Annotated in this window: 15 protein-coding genes; 11 read left to right on the top strand and 4 right to left on the bottom strand. The window is 72.5% G+C overall.

Going from position 1 to position 20,728, the window contains the following annotated elements:
• Positions 1–5: 5 nt before the first annotated feature.
• The 10 genes from MTDSW087_RS19825 (at position 6) to MTDSW087_RS19780 (ending at position 14,098) form a co-directional block, all read left to right on the top strand.
• Positions 6–2,360: a DUF5682 family protein gene (locus MTDSW087_RS19825; RefSeq protein WP_144766631.1), complete on the top strand. Its 2,355-nt coding sequence runs from the start codon at positions 6–8 to the stop codon at positions 2,358–2,360.
• Entirely contained in the window at positions 2,357–3,532 is a 1,176-nt protein-coding gene (locus tag MTDSW087_RS19820) for a vWA domain-containing protein (RefSeq protein WP_144766630.1), read from the top strand. The genes MTDSW087_RS19825 and MTDSW087_RS19820 overlap by 4 nt, the downstream gene beginning before the upstream one ends.
• A gap of 511 nt (positions 3,533–4,043) precedes the next feature.
• Positions 4,044–4,904 (top strand): FAD binding domain-containing protein, encoded by an 861-nt coding sequence (locus tag MTDSW087_RS19815; RefSeq protein WP_144766629.1) that lies wholly within the window; start codon positions 4,044–4,046, stop codon positions 4,902–4,904.
• A gap of 14 nt (positions 4,905–4,918) precedes the next feature.
• The gene (locus tag MTDSW087_RS19810) at positions 4,919–5,449 is read left to right on the top strand and encodes a (2Fe-2S)-binding protein (protein ID WP_144766628.1); all 531 of its coding nucleotides are present in this window, start codon (positions 4,919–4,921) and stop codon (positions 5,447–5,449) included.
• A 14-nt stretch (positions 5,450–5,463) separates the two neighbouring features.
• The gene (cutA, locus tag MTDSW087_RS19805) at positions 5,464–7,851 is read left to right on the top strand and encodes an aerobic carbon-monoxide dehydrogenase large subunit (RefSeq protein WP_144766627.1); all 2,388 of its coding nucleotides are present in this window, start codon (positions 5,464–5,466) and stop codon (positions 7,849–7,851) included.
• Positions 7,852–8,143: 292 nt separating this feature from the next.
• Positions 8,144–9,229 (top strand): BMP family ABC transporter substrate-binding protein, encoded by a 1,086-nt coding sequence (locus MTDSW087_RS19800; protein ID WP_144766626.1) that lies wholly within the window; start codon positions 8,144–8,146, stop codon positions 9,227–9,229.
• Between the two features lie 78 nt (positions 9,230–9,307).
• Positions 9,308–10,810 carry an ABC transporter ATP-binding protein gene (locus MTDSW087_RS19795; protein WP_144766625.1) on the top strand — a complete coding sequence of 501 codons (1,503 nt, stop codon included), beginning with the start codon at positions 9,308–9,310 and terminating at the stop codon, positions 10,808–10,810.
• Entirely contained in the window at positions 10,803–11,927 is a 1,125-nt protein-coding gene (locus MTDSW087_RS19790) for an ABC transporter permease (protein ID WP_144766624.1), read from the top strand. Before MTDSW087_RS19795 ends, MTDSW087_RS19790 begins: the two co-directional genes overlap by 8 nt.
• A 10-nt stretch (positions 11,928–11,937) precedes the next feature.
• Positions 11,938–12,873: an ABC transporter permease gene (locus MTDSW087_RS19785; RefSeq protein ID WP_144766623.1), complete on the top strand. Its 936-nt coding sequence runs from the start codon at positions 11,938–11,940 to the stop codon at positions 12,871–12,873.
• A 265-nt stretch (positions 12,874–13,138) separates the two neighbouring features.
• Positions 13,139–14,098: a hypothetical protein gene (locus MTDSW087_RS19780; RefSeq protein ID WP_144766622.1), complete on the top strand. Its 960-nt coding sequence runs from the start codon at positions 13,139–13,141 to the stop codon at positions 14,096–14,098.
• Positions 14,099–14,341: 243 nt separating this feature from the next.
• Here MTDSW087_RS19780 and MTDSW087_RS19775 read toward each other — a convergent pair whose 3' ends face one another.
• Genes MTDSW087_RS19775 through MTDSW087_RS19760 form a run of 4 tightly spaced genes read right to left on the bottom strand, consistent with a single transcriptional unit; the run spans position 14,342 to position 19,572 of the window.
• The gene (locus MTDSW087_RS19775; RefSeq protein WP_144766621.1) at positions 14,342–14,980 is read right to left on the bottom strand and encodes a sarcosine oxidase subunit gamma; all 639 of its coding nucleotides are present in this window, start codon (positions 14,978–14,980) and stop codon (positions 14,342–14,344) included.
• Positions 14,973–18,032 carry a sarcosine oxidase subunit alpha family protein gene (locus MTDSW087_RS19770; RefSeq protein WP_144766620.1) on the bottom strand — a complete coding sequence of 1,020 codons (3,060 nt, stop codon included), beginning with the start codon at positions 18,030–18,032 and terminating at the stop codon, positions 14,973–14,975. Before MTDSW087_RS19770 ends, MTDSW087_RS19775 begins: the two co-directional genes overlap by 8 nt.
• A complete protein-coding gene (locus MTDSW087_RS19765) occupies positions 18,029–18,310 on the bottom strand; it encodes a sarcosine oxidase subunit delta (protein ID WP_144766619.1) in 282 nt (93 codons plus the stop codon). The genes MTDSW087_RS19770 and MTDSW087_RS19765 overlap by 4 nt, the downstream gene beginning before the upstream one ends.
• 11 nt (positions 18,311–18,321) lie before the next feature.
• Complete coding sequence (locus MTDSW087_RS19760) at positions 18,322–19,572, bottom strand: sarcosine oxidase subunit beta family protein (protein WP_144766618.1); 1,251 nt, start codon at positions 19,570–19,572, stop codon at positions 18,322–18,324.
• A 113-nt stretch (positions 19,573–19,685) separates the two neighbouring features.
• Here MTDSW087_RS19760 and MTDSW087_RS19755 point away from each other — a divergent pair, with 113 nt between their 5' ends.
• Positions 19,686–20,708: a GlxA family transcriptional regulator gene (locus MTDSW087_RS19755; protein WP_144766617.1), complete on the top strand. Its 1,023-nt coding sequence runs from the start codon at positions 19,686–19,688 to the stop codon at positions 20,706–20,708.
• Positions 20,709–20,728 lie beyond the last annotated feature (20 nt).

Raw genomic sequence — 20,728 nt, 5'->3', positions numbered from 1 at the left:
CCCCGATGCCCGAGATCCGCCTTTTCGGCATCCGCCACCACGGGCCGGGCTCGGCCCGCTCGCTGCGCGCGGCCCTCGACGCGTTCCGGCCCGATTGCCTGCTGATCGAAGGGCCGCCGGATGCCGAGGCGCTGATCCCGCTCGCGGCCGAGGCGGGCATGGCGCCGCCCGTCGCGCTCCTCGTCTACCGGCCGGACCGGCCGCGCGACTGCGTCTTCTTCCCCTATGCGGCGTTCTCGCCCGAATGGGTGGCGATGCAGGGGGCGCTCGCCTCCGGCCTGCCCGTGCGCTTCATCGACCTGCCGCACGCGATCCAGCTCGCGGACGGGTTCGGGCCGCCCGGCGACGCGACGGAGGGCGCCGAGCCGATCGACGCGGAGCCCGTCGCCTCGGCGGCCGGGACAGCGCCCTCGGATGACCCTCCGGATGCGCCCCAAGATGCGCCCCAGGATGCATCCGAGGAGCCGCCGACGGCGCCCGCCGCCTTGCGCCGCGACCCGCTCGGCGAGCTGGCCGCCGCCGCAGGCTTCCCGGACGGCGAGCGCTGGTGGGACGCGCTCGTGGAGAGCCGGGCCGGCGCGGACGGCGACGTGTTCGCGGCGATCGCCGAGGCGATGACGGCTCTGCGCGAGCAGGCCGAGCCCGACGCGGACGAGCGCTTCCGCGAGGAGGCCCGCGAGGCGCATATGCGCGGCGCCATCCGCCGGGCGGCCAAGGACGGCTTCGCGCGCATCGCCGTGGTCTGCGGCGCCTGGCACGTGCCGGCGCTCGCCCGCCACGATGCGAGGGGCCAGGCGGGCCTCGATGCCGCCACCCTGAAGGGCCTGCCCAAGACCAAGGTCGCCAGCGCCTGGGCGCCCTGGTCCTACGAGCGCCTGGCGACGGCCTCCGGATACCGCGCCGGGGTGCTCTCGCCCGAATGGTACGACACCCTGTGGAACCATGAGGGCCGGGTCGCCGCCCGCTGGCTCGCCCGGGCCGCCGCACTCCTGCGCGCGGCCGATCTCGACGCCTCGCCGGCCTCGGTGATCGAGGCCGCCCGCCTCGCCGAGGCGCTGGCGGGCTTCCGCGGCCGGGCGCGGCCCTCGCTGGAGGATCTCGACGAGGCGGCGCAGGCGACCCTGTGCTTCGCCGATCCGGCGCCGATGGCGCTGATCCGGCGCAAGCTCGTCATCGGCGAGCGCCTCGGCGCCACGCCGCCCGACAGCCCCGGCACCCCGGTCGAGGCGGATTTCGAGGCGCAGTGCCGGCGCCTGCGCCTCAAGCCCGGCGCGGATGCCGGCGAGATCACCCTCGACCTGCGCAAGGAGACCGACCTCGCCCGCAGCCATTTCCTCAACCGGCTCCAACTCATCGGCATCCCCTGGGGCAGCCGGCGGCAGGCGCGCGGGCGCGGCACCTTCAAGGAGGGCTGGTTCCTCGCCTGGCAGCCCGAATGGGTGGTGGAGCTGGTCGCCGCCTCCGCCGAGGGCGGCACGGTGGCCGAGGCCGCCGCCGCGCGGGTGCGCGCCACGGCGCAGGGGGCGACCCGCGTCGCGGAGCTCGCCGGGCTGATCGCCACCCTGCTCGACGCCGACCTCGCCGCGGCGGGGGCCGAGGTGGTGCAGGCTCTCGACGACCGCGCCGCGGTCTCGGCGGACGTGTTCGACCTGATGGAGGCGTTGCCGCCGCTGGCCGAGCTCGCCCGCTACGGCTCGGTGCGCTCGTCAGACACCGCACCGGTCCTCGCCGTGGTGCGCGGGCTGGTGCCGCGGGCCGCCGCCGGGCTGGTGGCCGCCTGCCAGAGCCTCGACGACGACGCCGCCGCCGCCGCCAAGGCCCGCATCGTCGCCGTCTCGCAGGCGGTGGCCCTGCTGGAGGAGGCCGCGCTCAAGGACATCTGGCACGAGGCCCTGCGGGCCCTGGCCGACCAGGAGCACGTCCATGGCCGCGTGGTTGGGCGTGCCGTGCGCCTGCTCTACGACGACCGCGCGATTCCGACGGAGGAGGCGGGGGACCGCCTGCGCCGCGCCCTGTCGCGCGCGGCGGGCGCGGTGGCGGCGGCCGCCTGGATCGAGGGCTTCCTGGAGGAGAGCGGCACCGCGCTGATCCACGGGCAGGGCCTGCTCGCAGTGGTGGACGACTGGCTCTGCGGCCTCGACGCGGAGGCCTTCACCGAATTGCTGCCGCTGGTGCGCCGGACCTTCGCGACGATCGCTCCGGCCGAGCGGCGGATGATCGGCGAGGCCCTGGCCCGGCCGGATGGCGGCGGGCCGGAGGGCGTCGGCACGATGTTCGACGCCGCGCGCGCCGCGCGGGTGCTGCCGATCCTGCGCCTGCTCCTCGGGCCCGAGCCCGCGACGACGGAGGATGCCGGTTGAGCGAGCCCGAGACCGAACGCCTGCGCCGCTGGCGCCTCGTCCTCGGCGGCGGTCCCGCCGAGGGCACCGGCTGTGCGCTCTCCGAGCGGGACCAGCGCCTCGACCGGGCGCTCGGCGCCCTCTACGATTCCGACCGCAGCGGCGGCCTCGGCAGCTCGGCGCCCTCCGTGCCGCGCTGGCTCGGCGACATCCGCGACTACTTCCCGGCCTCCGTCGTGCAGGTGATGCAGCGCGACGCCTTCGAGCGCCTCGACCTGAAGCGCATGCTCACCGAGCCCGAGATGCTCGAGGCGGTCGTGCCCGACGTCTCGCTCGTCTCGACGCTGATCTCGATGCGCGGCCTCCTCGGCGGACGGACCAAATCCACGGCCCGCCTCGTTGTCCGCAAGGTGGTCGACGCGCTGCTGAAGAAGCTCGAGGAGCCTCTGAAACAGGCCGTGAATGGGGCGATCGACCGGGCGAGCATCAACCGGCGCCCGCGCCATGCCGAGATCGACTGGAACCGCACCATCCGGGCGAACCTGCGCCACTACCAGGCGGAGTACCGCACCATCATCCCGGAGACGCGCCTCGGCCATGGCCGCAAGAGCCGCGGCTCGCTGAAGGACGTGGTCCTGTGCATCGACCAGTCCGGCTCGATGGCGAATTCCGTAGTCTATTCGAGCATCTTCGGCGCGGTGATGGCCTCGCTGCCCGCAGTCTCGACCCGGCTCGTGGTGTTCGACACCGAGGTGGTCGACCTCTCCGATTCCCTCGACGATCCGGTCGAGGTGCTGTTCTCGGTGCAACTCGGCGGCGGCACCGACATCAACCGCGCGGTCGGCTACTGCGAATCCCGCATCACGCGGCCGGAGGACACGATCCTCGTCCTGATCTCCGACCTCTACGAGGGCGGCGTCACGGCGGGGCTCCTGGCCCGCGCGCTGCGCCTCGTGGCCTCGGGCGTGCAGATGGTGGCCCTGCTCGCCCTCTCCGACGAGGGCGCCCCGGCCTACGACCGGGCGCTCGCGGCGAAGCTCGCGGCGCTCGGCGTGCCGGCTTTCGCCTGCACGCCGGACCTCTTCCCCGACATGATGGCGGCGGCGATCCGCAAGCAGGATCTCACGGCTTGGGCGGCCAGTGCCGGAATCGCCGCGGTGCCCGCGGACCCGGGCCCGGCCGTCGAAGCCTGACAGCGGATCATCGCGACCGAACTCCGCGTTCGGCCGCTCGGCCGGCGCATCCGCACGGCCGTCCAGACCATCTTCCATGATCCTTGGATCGCGGAAAATGGTCCATCTCATTGATTGAGCCGCATTTTCTTTCGCGGAACCGGCAACCACTTCCGCGAAAGATGCTCTCGCGAGAGGCCCTGCGCGTCGTCGCAGATACCGTTGGGATCTCCCGACGCAATACTGGATTCGGGCGGTCGGTCCGGCCGTCTGGCGCTCCGGGATCTACATCGAACGGGCAATCCGGCACGGTTCCTGCTTCGGGGTTCGCCGATCGGGCTTCGCACCGATAGTTCCTATCAAGAAAAATCATTTCATTATAGGAATAATCCGATTGACGCCCTTGGCCTCGTCGTATCATCATTGAGGATATGATGTTCACCATGTGGATATTCAGCCCGATGGAGCCGTCCTTCCCGAGGGGAATCCGCGTCCGGAACGCCATCCTGCAACGGTTGCGTGAGGGCTGCCGATGAAGCCGTCGCTGTTCGAATACGCCGCTCCGCGGAAGCTCGACGAGGCCGTGGCGCTGCTGGCGGGCGATCCGTCCGCGATGGTGTTGGCGGGCGGCCAGAGCCTCGTTCCGGCGCTGAACCTGCGGCTCGCCGCGCCCGGGCGCCTCGTCGACATCCAGCATGTTGAGGGCCTGCACGCGCTCTCGGTCGCGAACGGCTGGATCTCGGTCGGGGCGATGGTCCGCCACCGCACGCTGGAGCTGAGCCCCGAGGTCCAGCGGGCGAACCCGCTGATCCGCGCGGCGATGGCCCATGTCGCGCACATCCCGATCCGGACCCGCGGCACCGTCGTCGGCAGCCTCTGCCACGCGGACGCCGCCGCCGAGATGCCGATGCTGCTCGTCCTGATGGACGGGAGCGTGGTCGCGCAGGGGCCGCAGGGGCGTCGCGAGATCGCCGCCGACGCCTTCTTCCAGTTCCACCTGACCACGGCCCGCGCGCCCGACGAGATCGTGGTCGAGGCCCGCTTCCCCGTCCTGCCCCCCGGCACCGGCTGGGCCTTCGAGGAATTCGCCCGCCGCCGCGGCGACTACGCCCTCGCCGCGGTGGGCGCCCTGATCCGCCGCCGACGAGGCGGCCCGCACGCGGTGGCGCTCGCCGCCTGCGGCATCGCCTCGCGACCGGTCCGCCTCCGCCTCGCCGAGAAGATCCTGGCCGAGAACGATTTCTCCGAGGCCGCCCTGCACGCCGCCGCCGAAGCCGCCCGCGACTCAGTCACCGCGCCCGACGACGCCCACGCCACCACCGCCTACCGGCGCCACCTCCTCGCCGGCCTCCTCCGGCGCGCGGTCGCCGCCGCCCTGTCCCGCGCCCAGTAGAGGGATCCCCCGCCATGTCCCGCGGCAAGATCAGGCGCCCGCTCCCGGAAGTCTCCGCCGACCCGAGGATTGCTGTAAGCCTCACCGTGAACGGCGAGGCGTTGACCCGCGAGGTCAGCGTCCGCACCCTGCTCTCCGACTTCCTGCGGCACGAGCTCGGCCTCACCGGCACGCATGTGGGCTGCGAGCACGGGGTCTGCGGCGCCTGCACCGTGATGATCGACGGGGTGGCGGCCCGCTCCTGCCTGACGCTTGCCATGCAGGCCTCCGGCTGCCGGGTCCGCACCATCGAGTCGGTCGCCGCCGAGGACGGCACGCTGCACCCGCTGCAGGAGGCCTTCCGCGACTGCCACGCCCTGCAATGCGGCTACTGCACGCCCGGCTTCATCATGAACATCCTGAGCCATTTCGAATCCGGCGAGCCCGTAGACCTGTCCGAGGAGGGGATCCGCGACGTGCTCTCGGGCAATCTCTGCCGCTGCACCGGCTATCAGGGCATCGTCGCGGCCTACCGCCAGGCCGCCGCGCGCCTGGCGCTCCGCTGAGGGGAAGGCAGCCCGTGTCGACCCGCTCCTTCGGCGCCCGGATCCGCCGCAACATCGATCCCAAGCTCCTGCGCGGCGAGGGCTCCTTCGTCGACGACATCCCGCTACCGAGCCCGCTCCACGCGGCCTTCGTGCGCAGCCCCTTCGCCCGGGCGCGGATCCGCTCGGTGGACGCGGCCGCCGCCCGCGCGCACCCGGGCGTCGCCGCGGTCTATACCTGTGACGAGATCGGCGCGCTCGACATCGAGCTGCCCCAGCTCATCCCGCACCCCTCGATGACCGACCCGCGCACGCAGCGCCCGCTCGCCCGCGGCGACGTCTTCCATGTGGGCCAGCCGGTGGCGATGGTGGTGGCGGTGGACCGCTACACCGCCGAGGACGCCGCAGCCCTCGTGGACGTCGATTACGACCCGCTGCCGGTCGAGGTCGACCTGGAGCGCGCCGTGATGGACGGGGCGCCCCTGGTCCACGCGACGCATCCCAACAACGTCGCGGCCCATTTCCGGCAGGTCTCGGGCGATCCCGCCCGGGCCATGGCGCAGGCCGAGCACGTCACCCGCATCCGCGTCCAGGTCGACCGCTCCACCGCGGCGCCGATGGAGTGCCGGGCGGTCGCCGCAATGTTCGACGCCGTCACCGGCGAGCTGACGGTCTGGGACGGCACCCAGGCGCCGATCTCGGTGCGCGGGGCGCTGGCCTCGATCCTCGGCCTCGACGAGGACAAGGTCCGAGTCGTCGCCCCCGACGTCGGCGGAGGCTTCGGCCAGAAGGTCTACCAGTTCTATCCCGACGAGCTTCTGGTGCCGATGGCGGCCCGGGCGCTCGGCCGCCCGGTCAAGTACATCGAGGACCGGCGCGAGAACTTCATCGGCTCCTCGCAGGAACGCACCCAGATCCACGAGATCGAGCTCCACGCCCGCAGGACAGGCGAGGTGATCGCCCTGCGCGACCTCTTCCTGCACGATACCGGCGCCTTCATCCCCTACGGGATCGCCATCCCGCAGGTGGCCTCGACATCCATCGCCGGCGCCTACCGGATCCCCAACATCGAGGTGGAGTTCCGCTGCGTCTACACGCCGACGGTGCCGGTGACGCCCTACCGGGGCTGCGGCCGGCCGCAGGCGACCTTCGCCATCGAGCGCGCCCTCGACCAGCTCGCCGAGGAACTCGGCCTCGACCGGTTCGAGGTGCGCCGCCGCAACCTCGTGGCCGACCACGAATTCCCGCTCCTGCGCTCGGGCCTGCTCTTCGCCGACGGCCTGCCGGTGAGCCTCGACAGCGGGCAGTACCACCGGGCCCTCGCCCTGCTGGCCGAGCGCCTCGGCGCGGCCGGCTTCGCCGAGGAGCAGGAACTCGCCCGGGGGCAGGGGCGCTATCTCGGCCTCGGCCTCGCCTTCTACGTGGAGGGGACCGGCCTCGGCCCCTACGAGGGCGGCCATGTCCGGGTGCATCCGATCACCGGCAAGGTCTACGTCAACACGGGCTTGACCAGCCAGGGCCAGGGCCACGACACGGTCTTCGCCCAGATCGTCGCCGACCAGCTCGGCGTGGCCGTCGAGGACGTGATCGTGGTCGAGGGCGACACCAAGGCCTTCGACTGGGGGGTCGCCACCTTCGCGAGCCGCGCCGCCGTGGTCTCGGGCAACGCCATCCACCAATCCGCCGCGCTCGTGCGGGCCAAGGCCATCGCGGCCGCCGCCAACATGCTCGAGGTCGACGCTGAGGCGATCGACCTGCGCGAGGGGGCGGCCTGGGTGCGCGGCACGAACCGCCACGTCTCGCTGGCGGCGGTGGCGACCGCCACGAACCCCCTGCGCTACGCCTTCAACGAGGCCGCCAAGGCCGCGACCCAGTTCGCGCCCGCGAGCCGCCACGACGGGCCGGCCCTGCGGCCGGGCGAGCATCCGGGCCTGGAGGCCACCGACTATTACAGCCCGCCCTGCGCCACCTGGGCCTACGGCGTGCACGGTGGCCTCTTTGAGGTCGACCCGGTGACCTGCGCGGTCAAGGTGCTACGCTACGTCTGCGTCCACGATTGCGGCACGATGATCAACCCGACCATCGTCGAGGGACAGGTGCTGGGCGGCATCGCCCAGGGCTTCGGCGGCGCCCTCTACGAGCGGATCGAGTTCGACGAGGACGGCAACCCGATCAACGCGAACTTCGTCGACTTCCTGATCCCCTACGCCACCGAGGTGCCGCCGGTGGAGATCCTCCACCTCGAGACGCCCTCGCCCCTCAATCCGCTCGGCGTGAAGGGCGTCGGCGAGGCCGGCTGCATCCCGGTCGGCGCCGTGGTCGCCTCCGGCATCGAGGACGCCCTGCGCCCCCTCGGCGGCGCCCCGTTCCGGCATGTGCCGATCACCCCGAGCATGATTCACGCCGCCGTCGCGGGCACCTGAGCCCGCGGCCCGCACGGCCTTCAGGAGCGCCGGGCCGCCGGTCCGACGCCCACCGAGAATCCGATGCCGTGCCCGGCGCGCGAAGTCTGCGACCGGGCAGCATTGAAGCGGACGCCGACCGTATCGGCCGGCCGCAGGAGACAGATCAGGCTGTCGTCGCCCCGGGCGCGCGCCGTCGCGGCCGGTCCGGCGGCCGGACCGGCATGCGCCGAGGGCGAGCGCGCCCGCGGCAACGCACGAATTCGCTGAAGAACGGGCCGATCCACGGCCGGCGAAGACAAGGGGACATCACATGATCCGACGCGTTGCCACCTGCGCGGCCCTCGGACTGGCTCTCGCCGGCCAGGCCCAGACCGCCTCCGCCGCCCCGTTCAAGCCGGAGGGCACGCCCAAGGTCGCCATGGTCCTGTACGGGCCCAGGACCGACGGCGGCTGGTCCCAGGCCTTCGAGGAGAGCCGGGTGCGCACCGAGCAGGCGCTCGGCATCCAGATCGCCGTGGTCGAGGGCATCAAGGAGAGCGCGAGCGCGATCCGCCCGGCGGTCGAGCTGTTCATCAAGCGCGGCTACAACGTCATCATCGGCACCGCCTTCGGCTATTCCGACGCCTTCAAGGAGCTCGCCGAGAAGTATCCGAAGGTCGCGTTCCTGAACGGCTCGGGCACGACCAACGGCCCGAACCTCGAATCCTTCTACGGTCGCACCTACGAGTCGCATTATCTCTGCGGCATGGCCGCCGGGGCGGTCTCCAAGGAGGGCAAGCTCGGCTTCGTTGCCGCCAACCCGTTCGGCGTCGTCAACTGGACGATCAACGCCTACGAGATGGGCGCCCGGCAGATCAATCCGAAGGCGACCACCACCGCGATCTACACGGGCTCCTGGAACGACCCAGTCAAGGAGCGCGCCGCCGCCGAGGCGCTCGCCGGCCAGGGCATCGACGTGATCGGCCAGCACGTCGACACGCCGACCCCACAGATCGTGGCGCAGGAGAAGGGCATCCACGCCACCGGCCACCACCGCGACATGAAGGAGTTCGCCCCCAAGGCCTCGGTCTGCTCGCTCGTGTGGTTCTGGGACCGCTACCTGATCCCGACCATCAAGAAGATCGGCGCGGGCACCTGGGAGCCGTCCCCCTACGGCGCCTTCCTCTCGATCAAGGATGGCGGGCCGGACATCGCCTGCTGCGGGGCCGACGTGCCGAAGGAGGCCGCCGACAGGGTCAAGGCCGAGCGCCAGGCGATCATCGACGGCAAGAAGGTCTATGGCGGGCCGCTCGCCGACCGCGACGGCAAGGAGCGCGTGGCGGCCGGCGCGACGCTCTCTGACGCCGACCTCTGGAAGATGGACTGGTTCGTGCCCGGCGTCGTCACGCAGCGCTGAGCCCCTGAGCCCGCACCGCCGGCCCTGCCGGCGGCGCCCCATTCCCCGCCGTCTTCCCAGCCGGAGCCGCGACTGCCCATGCGCGCCGCCCTCGACATGACCGCCGTCTCGAAAGCCTTCGACGGCTTCCGCGCCCTGTCCGAGGCCAGCTTCGCCGCCTATCCGGGCGAGGTCCACGCCCTGCTCGGCGAGAACGGCGCCGGCAAGTCGACGCTGATGAACGTGGCCGTCGGCCTCTACCGGCCCGATGCCGGGCAGATCCGCGTCCACGGCACGGAGGTGGTCATCGACGGCCCGCGCACGGCCAAGCGCCTCGGGATCGGCATGGTTCACCAACACTACAAGCTGGTGAAGGCCTTCACGGCGCTGGAGAACATCCTCCTGTCGCAAGGCCCGCCCTCTTACGGTGCCGGGCTGCGCGCCGTCGAGGAGGCGGTGCGGCGCCACTGCGAGGCGCTGGGCTTCGCCCTCGACCTCGACCGGCCGGTCGGCCTTCTGTCGGTCGCCGAGCAGCAGCGCGTCGAGATCCTGAAGGTCCTGGTCGAGGGCGCGCGCATCCTCGTCCTCGACGAGCCCACCGCCGTGCTCACCGACCGCGAGGCGGAGCAGATGCTCCTGACCATGCGCCGCCTGGCCGAGGAGGGCTGCGCCGTGGTGCTCGTCACGCACAAGCTCGGCGAGGTGAAGCGCCACGCGGACCGCGTCACCGTGATGCGCGGCGGCCGGACGGTGGCGAGCGCCGACCCCGACGCGCTCTCGCTCCCCGAGCTGACCGCCCTGGTGGTTGGCGCCTCGGTGGAACGGGAGCGGATGCCCGCCAAGCGGATCGGCGACCCGCTCCTGCGGATTGCGGCCCTCGCCGGGACCCGGGCCGACGGCCTTCAGGTCCTGTCCGACGCGACCATCGTCGTGCGGGCGGGCGAGATCTACGGCATCGCCGGCGTCGGCGGGAACGGGCAGACCGAGCTCGCCGAGATCCTGATGGGCGTGCGCGCGCCGTGCGCCGGCAGCATCGAGCTCGACGGGGCAGGGGACCTTTGCCGGATGACCACCCGGGCGCGTCGCGGCCTCGGGCTCGCCGCGATCCCCGCCGACCGCTCCGCCTACGCGCTGGCCGGCGGCCTCTCGGTCGCCGAGAACTACGCGGCCGGCGCCGTGCTCTCGGGTCGGTTCGGGAGCTGGTTCCGGCTCGACCGGCGCGCCGTGCGCGCGGCCACCGCCGAGGCGGTCCGGGCCTTCGACGTGCAGGGTGTGCGCGCGCCCCGCCAGAAGGCGAGCCTGCTCTCGGGCGGCAACGCCCAGAAGCTCGTCGTCGCCCGCGAATTCGCCGACCCGCCCCGGGTTGTTCTGGCCCACAGCCCATCGCGCGGTCTCGACGTCCGCGCCTCGGGGGCCGTCCACCAGCGCCTGCGCGCGGCGCGGGACGCGGGCGCCGCCATCCTCCTGATCAGCGAGGATCTCGACGAGGTGCTCCTCCTGTCAGACCGCGTCGGCGTCATGAGCCGCGGCCGGATCGTCGCCGAGTTCGACACCCCGGCCGACCGCAACGCCGTCGGCGCAGCCATGGTGCACCATGTCTGAGATCAGCCCCGCCCTCCACCGGCCCCTCCCGGCCGCCGCTGCGACCGCGCCCGGCCGCCGCCGGCGCGGCCGGCTCGGCGTCGAGATCCGTCAGCACGCCTCGGCGCGCCTGCAGGCCGCAGCGCTCGCGGGCGGGCTCGCCGCCGGCATCGCCTGCGCCTGCGCGATCCTCGTCGGCGCGGGCGTCGGCCTCGCCGACCTCGCGCAGGAATTCGTGGTCTCGATCCTGACGAGCCCGGAGAGCCTCGCCGCGGTGCTGATCCAGGCCGCGCCGCTCGCCATCGTCGGGCTCGGCGCCGCTTTCGCCTTCCGGGTCCGGTTCTGGAACATCGGCCTCGAGGGCCAGATGATCATCGGCGCCGTCCTCGCCACAGCGGTCTCCCTCGCCGATCTCGGGCCGGAGCCGGTCCGCCTCATCCTCATGGCCTGCGCCGCCGCACTCGGGGGCGCGGCCTGGATGCTCGCGCCGGTGCTGCTGCGCCTCCGGATCAGGCTCAACGAGATCATCTCGACGCTGCTGCTCAACTACGTCGCGCTGAACCTCCTGCTGCACCTGCTCTACGGCCCCTGGCGGGACCCGGCGACCAGCTTCCCGAACTCCGCCCTTTTCGACGCCTCCGAGCGGCTGGCCGAGATCGGCTGGCAGAACCTCAATTGGGGCCTCCCCCTCGCCCTCGCCCTGGTGCTTGCCGGCGCCTGGCTCGTCGGCGGCAGCCGGGTCGGCTTCCTGATGCGGGTGGCCGGCGACAACCCGCGCATGGGCCGGGCGCTGGGCCTGCCGATGACGGGAACCGTGCTGGCGGCGACCCTGCTCTCGGGTGCGCTCGCGGGGATGGCCGGCTTCGTGATCTGCGCCGGCGCCGAGCACCGGCTGACCCAGTCCTTCGCCACCGGCTACGGCTTCTCCGGGATCCTGATCGCCTTCCTCGCCCGCAACACCCCCCTCGGCGTGCTCGTCGCCGCCTCCCTCGTGGGCGTGCTCTTCGTGGCGGGGCAGAGCCTGCAGGTCTTCTACCAGATCCCCGGCTCTGCGGTTCAGCTCATCCAGGCGGTGATCGTCCTCTGCGTGGCGGCCTCCGACTTCTTCGTCCGCCACCGTCTGCGGTGGATTGCCTGAGGCGCGCGCCATGCTCATCGACTTCCTCGTCAACTGGCTCGCGGCGGTGCCGGAATTTGCGGTGCCCTTCGCCCTCGCCGCCCTTGGCCTCCTCGTGATCGAGAAGGCCGGCGTGCTCTCCCTCGGGGCCGAGGGCTTCATGCTCGTCGGCGCCCTCGCGGGCATCGGCGCGATCCTCGGCCTCGGCGATCATCCGGCCATCGCCCTCGCGGCCGCCGCGGCCGCCGGGGCGGCCCTGTCGCTGCTCTTCTCGCTCCTCGTGGTCACCCTGCGGGTGAACCAGGTCATCGCCGGCCTCGGCCTCGTCTTCCTGGCGCAGGGGCTGACCGGCCTCGTCGGCACGACGCAGGGCTGGGTCAACCGCCCGATCGGAGGCCTCAGCGCCCTCTCCTTCGGCCCCCTGTCCGAGCTGCCCGTCGTCGGGCCGATCCTGTTCCGGCACGATGCGGTCGTCTACCTCACCGTCCCCGTCTTCGCCCTGGCCGCCTGGATCCTCGGGCGCAGCATGGTCGGCCTACGGCTGCGTGCCGTCGGCGACGGTCCCGACGCGGCGGACGCGGCCGGGGTGAGCATCGGCCTCATGCGCTTCGGCGCGACGGCCGCCGGGGCGGCCCTCGTCGGGCTCGCCGGGGGCTACCTCTCGGTCGGCATCGCGCGGATCTGGATCGAGGGCATGAGCGGCGGGCGCGGCTGGATCGCCATCGCGCTGGTGATCTTCGCGCGCTGGCAGCCCTGGCGGGCGCTGGCCGGCGCCGTGCTGTTCGGCGCGATCGAGGCCCTGATCCCCCGCGTCGCCGCTGCCGGCATCCAGGTGCCGCAGTATTTCGTGGGGATGATTCCCTACCTCGCCACCCTCGGCGTCATGATCTGGACCTGCACCCGCTCCGGCTCCCGCTCGCTGGAGCCGCGGGCCCTGGGTCTCGCCCATGCCCGCGAGGATCGCTGAGGCGCCGCGAAACAGCGCGGCGGCAGCCGTTCCCGGCACCGTCGGGGAGCGGATTGCACCGCCAAACCCTTGGCGCGGCGCGCGTCCCGGTGCCGGACCAGCCTTTCGAGGCGACGGAGAGGGCCCGGGCGCCTGTGGCGCGGACGCAACGGATCTGGCCGGGGCGCGCAAGACCCTCGAATGCAATATTGATTGTAGAGAAAATGATTTGACTCTCAATAAATCAAGACAACAATCTCCGAAGTCTCAATTCGCAGAGGTGGGCATGTCACGAAAACTTCGAACTCTGGCTCTTGCGGCCGGAATGGTCATCGCCTCGGCCGGCGCGGGCGCTGCCGACCTCAAGCAGGCGGCCCCCGTCGCTCCCCCTGCAACGCCCTCGTTCTTCCTGTTCTCCGACACGCAGGTGAGCTACTACTTCCTGGCCAGCGCCCGAGAACCCGGGGTGACCGGCGGCCGCGCCGGCAATTCCCTGGACGGGCGCTCCATCCCGAAGAACGTCCTCAACATCTCCCACGCGGATGCCTGGGCCTACGGCACCAACTTCTTCTCGCTGGACATCCTGAAGTCCGGGTCCCAGGATCCGGCAGGGACCGGCTCACCGCGCTTCGACCTGTACGATTACGGCGCCACCGAGGCCTACGGCATCTACCGCGGCACGCTCGGCGGCAACGAGGTCTTCGGCACGAAGACCTTCACGGTGGGCGGCCTGATCAAGAACATCTCGTTCGGCTACGGCTTCGATCTCTCGACCAAGAACGTCCAGTTCGGCCCCGAGACGCGCAAGCTCCTCGCCGGCGCCGTCTTCGCCTTCGACGTGCCCGCAGGCTTCCTCAACCTCGGCGTCTACGTGCAGAAGGAATGGAACCGCAACGGCTTCGTCACCGAGCCGTTCCGCAGCGTCGAGTTCGACCCGGTCCCCCATTTCGAGCTGGTCTACAACTTCCCGCTCGCCTTCACCGGTCTGCCGCTGAGCATCGCCGGCTTCAACACCATCAACCTGCCCAAGGGCAGGGACGGCTTCCGCGCGCAGACCGAACTCGAGTTCCTCTCGCGCACGAACCTCGTCCTCGATGTGGGCAAGCTGATCTGGGACAGGCCGGGCCGCCTCGATGCCTTCGTCGGCTTCCAGTACTGGCTGAACAAGTTCGGCAACGACCCCCGGACGGTCCAGGGCTCCGAGGAGAAGACCTTCCTGGCCGGCGTCAGCATCCACGTCTTCTGAGATCGGCTCCGCTCGATCGGAGCGGAACGGGCAAAGCACCGAAGCGAAGTCCAGATCCGCTGGTCCGAAAGGATAGAGCGGATCTGGTATATCCGCGCACCCGACACTGCCCGTTCGACCAGGATCGGTGGGATTCTCCGAGCAGAGATCGGCGTATCCCGCTCAGAACAGGCTCCGAAACGCGTGCGGCGCCGGACGATCCCCGGCAGGGTTGTCCAGCGCCGTGCTTCGCCAGGACCGCCTTCAGGCCCGCGGCCCGGGTTCGACGACGTATCCGAACTCCGCCGACGCCGCGGTCAGCCAGTCCCAGAAGCTCCCGGCGAAGCTGCGCGCCACGGCGATGTCGTAGGTCGGCTCCGCGTCGCGCTGCCAGAGCTGCGCGCCGATATGGGCGATGCCGGTCACCGCCGTGCGGCCGGGCCCGAAGGCGCGGGGGTGCAGGTCGACCGTCACGCCCTTCGCCAGCGCCTCGCGCGCGCGCCCCCCCGAGACGCGCACCACCGCGCGCCCGTCGCTCTGGTCGGTCACCGCGGCCACCCCGTCGAGGAGCGTGTCGAGCTCCCGCAGGTCCTCCGGCGCCTCGGCGAGGGCGAGCCACTGGCCGGGCGCCGCCCAGATCAGGCCGCGCTCCCCCGCGATCCGGGTCCGGCCGGGCTCGGGCAGGCTCCAGCCGAGATGCGCGGCGAGACGGTTGCCGAGCTCCGTATCCCGCCCCGGCGCGGCGATGAGGAGGGCGAGGCCGCTGCGGCCGCGCGGCTGCAGAATCAGGCCTGGCGCGCCCTCTGCGCGGCCGTGCCGCCCGGGCCGGGCATGGCCCTCCCACGGGCTGCGCGGCTGCCAGGCTGATGACGCCGGACGCGCGGCCACCTCGGTTTCAGGCATGCAGCTTCTCCCCGTTCGGGTCCACGAAGGCGGGCGGACAGATCTCGACCACCACGTCGCCGCCGCGCACCGGGTCGTAGGCCCGCACGCGCTCGCCGTGGCGCGCGCTTCCGCGCCGGATCAGGCCGAGCCCGATCCAGTGGCCGAGGGTTGGCGAATAGGCCACGGAGGTCATGGAGCCCTCGTCGGCCGCGAGGCTCGGGGTGGCGCAGAGGCCGAAGAAGTGGGCGCCTGCCCGTAGCCGCGCGCCGCGGTCTACGGGGTGGAAGCCGGCGAGGACCGGGCGGTCGGGATCGGCGAGGCCAGGCCGGTCCTTCATCAGGCGCCCGACATAGTCCTTGTCCGCGGCGAGCAGCGCGCCGAGGCCGAGATCCCCCGCCGTGGTCTGCCCGTTGATCTCGGCGCCGGCCGGATAGCCCTTCTCGATCCGCATCACCGAGAGCGCCTCCGCGCCGTAGGCGCAAATCCCGTGGGCGGCGCCCGCCGCCATCAGCGCCCGCCAGGCGGCGTCGCCGTAGCCTGCGGGCACGGCGATCTCGTAGGCGAGCTCCCCAGAGAAGGAGAGCCGGAACAGCCGGGCGGGGATGCCGCCGCCCACCGTGACCGCGGCGCAGCCGAGGACGGGCAGGGCGGCATCGGCGAGGTCGAAGTCCGGATCGACAATCCCGCGCAGGGTGTCGCGGGCGCGGGGGCCGGCCAGGGCGTACTGCGCCCATTGCTCGCTCACCGAGGCCATCCGCACGTCGAGCCCCGGCCAGAGCCACTGGCGGCAGAATTCGAGGTGCTGCATCACCTTGGCCGCGTGGGCGGAGGAGACCGTTATCACGAAGCGGCTCTCGCCGAGTCGCGCGACGGTGCCGTCGTCCATCATCAGCCCGTCCTCGCGCAGCAGCACCGCGTAGCCGCAGCGCCCGACGGGCAGCGTGCCGATGGCGTTGGCGCAGACGCGGTCGAGGAAGGCGGCGGCGTCCGGTCCCTGGATGTCGATCTTGCCGAGGGTGGTCATGTCGCAGAGGCCAACGCGGGCCCGCACGGTTTCCACCTCCCGGCTCACGCTCACCATCCAGTCGCCCTCGCCCGGCCGCGGGACATAGGCGGGGCGCCGCCAGAGCCCGGCCTCGACGAAGACGGCCCCGTTCTCCACGCACCAGGCATGCGAGGCGACCTGCCGGGTCGGCCGGAAATCCCGGCCGCGATGGTGGCCGGCGAAGGCGCCGATCGCCACGGGCGTGTAGGGCGGCCGGAACATGGTGGTGCCGACCCCCGGGATCGTCCGGCCGGTCAGCTCGGCCATGATGCCGAGGCCGGACAGGTTGGAGGTCTTGCCCTGGTCGGTGGCCATGCCGAGGGTGGTGTAGCGCTTCAGGAGCTCCACCGCCCGGAAGCCCTCCCGGTGCGCCAGCTCGATGTCGGATGCCGCTACGTCGTTCTGGAAGTCCACGAAGGCCTTGCCCCGCGATCGGGGCGCGCGCCAGAGCGGCACGTGCGCGACGCCCTCCGGATCGGTCGTGGGCACGGCCGGCGCAACGGCGGCGAAGCCGCAGGCGGAGGCCGCCTCGGCGCCCGCCCGGCCGCCCGTCTCCAGGCATTCCGCGAGGGTGAGGCGGCCTGCCGCCGCGCCCGCGGCCCGCATCCCGGCGTCGGGGCCGTGACCGTGACCGGGGCCGGGCACGAAGGCGTGGATCGCCTCCGACCAGACGGGCCGGGCGGAGAGGTGGGAATCGAGGTGGACGAGCGGGTTCCAGCCATTGGCCATGGCGAGGCAGTCGCAGGCGATCCGCTCCGTGCGCCCGCCCGCCCCTGCCACGTCGACGGAGGCGAGGGCGAGGCGCCCGCGCGTCCCCGCCACGTGGCCGCCGGCGATCACCCGCGCACCGAGCGCCTCGGCCCGCCGCCGCAGCTCCGGCGGCGCCTCGGCCCGGGTGTCGATCACCGCCGCCACCCGGCCGCCCGCGGCGGCGACGTCGTCCACCGTCCGCCAGCCATCGTCGCCCGAGGTGAGCACGGCGACGCTGTGCCCCGGCAGCACGCCGAAGCGGTTCAGGTAGGTCCGCACCGCCCCGGCCAGCATGATGCCCGGCCGGTCGTTGCCGCCGAAGACGTGCGGCCGTTCGAGGGCGCCCGCCGCGAGCACGGCCTGCCGGGCCGCGATGCGCCAGAGGCGCTGGCGTGGCGCATGCTCTGGCGGGACCGCGAGATGATCGCCCTCCCGCTCGACCGCGCCGTAGGCGCCGTGGTCGTAGACCCCGAACAGGGTGGTCCGTGCCAAGAGGCGAACCTCCGGCAGGCTGCGGAGCTCCGCGAGGGTCGCGGACAGCCACTCCGCGGCGGGGCTGCCATCGATCTCCCGCCGCTCGGCGTTGAGCCGGCCGCCGAGGACGAAATCCTCGTCCACGAGGATGACCCGGGCGCCAGCCCGGCCCGCGGCGAGCGCCGCCGACAGGCCCGCCGGGCCGCCGCCGACGACGAGCACATCGCAATGGGCATGGACCTTCTCGTAGGCGTCGGGATCGTCCGCCCCGGCCGCCCGGCCGAGCCCCGCCACGCGCCGGATCATCGGCTCGTAGAGCCTCTCCCAGAGGGCGGCCGGCCACATGAAGGTCTTGTAGTAGAAGCCCGCCGCGAGGACCGGAGCGACGAGCCCGTTCACGCCGAGCGCGTCGAGGGCGAGCGAGGGCCAGCGGTTCTGGCTCGCGGCCTCCAGCCCGGCATAGAGCTCGGCCACGGTGGCCCGCGTGTTGGGCTCGCGCCGCGCGCCGCCGCGCAGCTCGACCAGGGCGTTCGGCTCCTCCGAGCCCGCCGCGAGGAGACCCCGCGGCCGGTGGTACTTGAAGGAGCGCCCGACGAGCCGGACGCCGTTGGCGAGGAGGGCGGAGGCCAGGGTGTCGCCCTGGACGCCCATGTAGCGGCGCCCGTCGAAGCTGAAGGGGAGGGGGCTGCACCGGTCGATCAGGCCGCCCGAGACGGTGCGGAAGGGCTGGAGCCGGAGGGCGGAGGGCGGCGCGGCGGCCGGCCCGGCACCCTCCAGGCGCGTCAGCGTCGTCGTGCTCATCGGCCGGCCTCCCGGGCCAGCGCGACGTCGCGGGCGGCGGCCACCCCGGCGATCGCGTGGGTGCGGGTGTCCCGGGTCACGACGAGCCAGCTCCGGCAGCCGGCCGCGTGATACCAGAGCTCGCGGATGGCGCCGGCCGGGTTGTCGCGCAGGTACACGTAGTCGAACATCTGCGCGGGCTCGGCCGCCATCCCCTCCGGCCGGCGGGGGGCCGCGTCACCGAGATAGCTGAACTCGCCGTTGTCGCGCGCGCCGCAATACGGGCATCGGATGCGCATGGCTCCCCTCCTCAGTGCAGGTTCGGCTGCGCGCCCATGCCCTTCTCGTCGATGAGATGGCCGGTGGCGAAGCGGTCGAGGCGGTAGGCGGCGGCGTCCGGATGCGGCGCGTCGCGGGCTATCAGATGGGCGAAGCAGAAGCCCGCCGCGGGGGTGGCCTTGAAGCCGCCGTAGCACCAGCCCGCATTGAGGTAGAGGCCCTCGATCCCGGTGCGGTCGATGATGGGCGAGCCGTCCATGGACATGTCCATGATGCCGCCCCAGTGCCGCAGCAGGCGCAGCCGCCCGAGACCCGGCCAGAGGGCCATGCCGCCCTCCATCACGTCCTCGATGGTGGCGAGGTTGCCGCGTTGCGCATAGGAATTGTAGCCGTCGATGTCGCCGCCGAAGACGAGGCCGCCCTTGTCGGACTGGCTCACGTAGAAATGCCCGGCCCCGAAGGTCATGACGCCGTCGATGAGCGGCTTCACCCCCTCGCTGACGAAGGCCTGGAGCACGTGGCTCTCGATCGGCAGGCGCAGGCCCGCCATCGCCGCGAGGCGCGAGGAGGAGCCGGCCACCGAGAGCGCGACCTTGCGCGCGCCGACGAAGCCGCGGCTGGTCTCGACGCCGGTGACGCGGCCGTTCTCGCGGCGGATGCCGGTGACCTCGCAGTTCTGGATCACGTCGACACCGCGCCCATCGGCCGCCCGGGCATAGCCCCAGGCCACCGCGTCGTGGCGCACTGTGCCGCCGCGGCGCTGGAGCAGGCCGCCCTTCACGGGGAAACGGGCATTGTCGAAATCGATGACGGGGACGAGCGCCCGCACCCCCTCCCGGTCGAGGAGCTCGGCATCGGCCCCAGCGATCCGCATGGCGTTGCCGCGCCGCGCATAGGCGTCGCGCTGGGCGTCCGAATGGTAGAGGTTCAGCACGCCGCGCTGGCTGACCATCGCGTTGTAGTTGATGTCCTGCTCCAGCCCCTCCCAGAGCTTCAGCGAGCGCTCGTAGAAGGGAATGTTGCCGGCAAGCCCGTAATTCGAGCGGATGATCGTGGTGTTACGCCCGACATTGCCCGAGCCGACATGGCTCCGCTCCAGCACGGCGACGTTCGTGATCCCGTGTTCCTTCGCGAGGTAATAGGCCGTGGCGAGGCCGTGGCCGCCGCCGCCCACCACGACGACGTCGTATTCGGGCTTCGGCGCCGCGTCGCGCCACTGGGGCGTCCAGTCCCGCTGCCCGCGCAGGGCCTGTCCGAGGACGCTGAGGAGCGAGTAGCGCATGGGGAACTTGCGGTGCCGGCCGCGGGCGGGAGCGCCGCGATCCCTGTGCGATAGCTGCTCGTCCGGAGGATAGGCTTGCATTTCGCGACACGATTCCGGCATATCGCGCAGAAATGCGCAGCGATCCCTTGCCCTCCGCAAGCCCCCGGCCCGGCCGCTGTCCGCCGCGGAGCGAACCACCGGCGCCGCGGACGGTGGGGTTTGTGCTGGTGCCTGGGTTTGCTTTGATGTCCTACGCGGCGGCCGTGGAGCCGTTGCGTGCGGCCAATGTCTTATCGGGTCGGCCGCTTTATGACTGGTGGCACGCCGCGCCTGGGGGCGGCGAGGCACGCGCCTCGAACGGGCTCGCCATCCTCACCGACGTGGCGGTCGGGGCTCCGGTGCCGGGGACAGAGCGGGTCTTCGTCTGCGCGGGCGGCAACCCGGCCGCCTTCGACGACCCCGCCCTGTCGGCCTGGCTGCGCGGCCTGGCGCGGCGCGGGACGAGCATCGGCGGCATCTCGGGCGGGCCCTATATCCTCGCCCGGGCCGGCCTGCTGGAGGGGCGGCGCTGCACGCTGCACTGGGAGCACGTGCCGGCCTTCGAGGCGCTCTATCCCGGCCTCGACGTGGTGCGCTCGCTCTTCGAGATCGCGGGCGACCGGATGACCTGCTCGGGCGGGATCGCGGCCCTCGACCTGATGCTCTCCTTGATCGAGCGCGACCACGGGCCGGCCCTCGCCCGCGGCGTGAGCGACTGGTTCCTGCACAACCAGATGCGGGAGGGTCTGAGCCCGCAGCGCATGGACCTGCGCCTGCGCTTCGGCGTGCGCGACCCGCGGCTCCTGCGCGTGCTCGCCGCCATGGAGGCGAACCTGGAAACGCCGCTGCCGCGCGAGGCCCTGGCCGGGCTCGCCCATGTCTCGGCGCGTCAGCTCGAACGGCTGTTCCACGACCATCTCGGTTGCGGACCGCACCGGCACTATCTCGCCCTGCGGCTCGACCGGGCCCACCAGCTCCGCCGGGAGACTTCCCTGCCCGCATCCGAGATCGCGGCGATGACGGGCTTCGCGAGCGCCGACGAGCTCTCCCGGGCCGAGCGGCGGCGGGCCCGGCGGGCTGAGGACGCCCCCGTCGGGAGCGCGGGCGAAGACTGACCCGAACTGGCCCCCTTCGG

The sequence above is a fragment of the Methylobacterium dankookense genome (assembly GCF_902141855.1).
In the GTDB taxonomy this organism is placed as follows: Bacteria; Pseudomonadota; Alphaproteobacteria; order Rhizobiales; family Beijerinckiaceae; genus Methylobacterium; species Methylobacterium dankookense.
The sequence above is the reverse complement of the archived record's forward strand: the minus strand, read 5'-3'. Positions and strand labels throughout refer to the sequence as shown.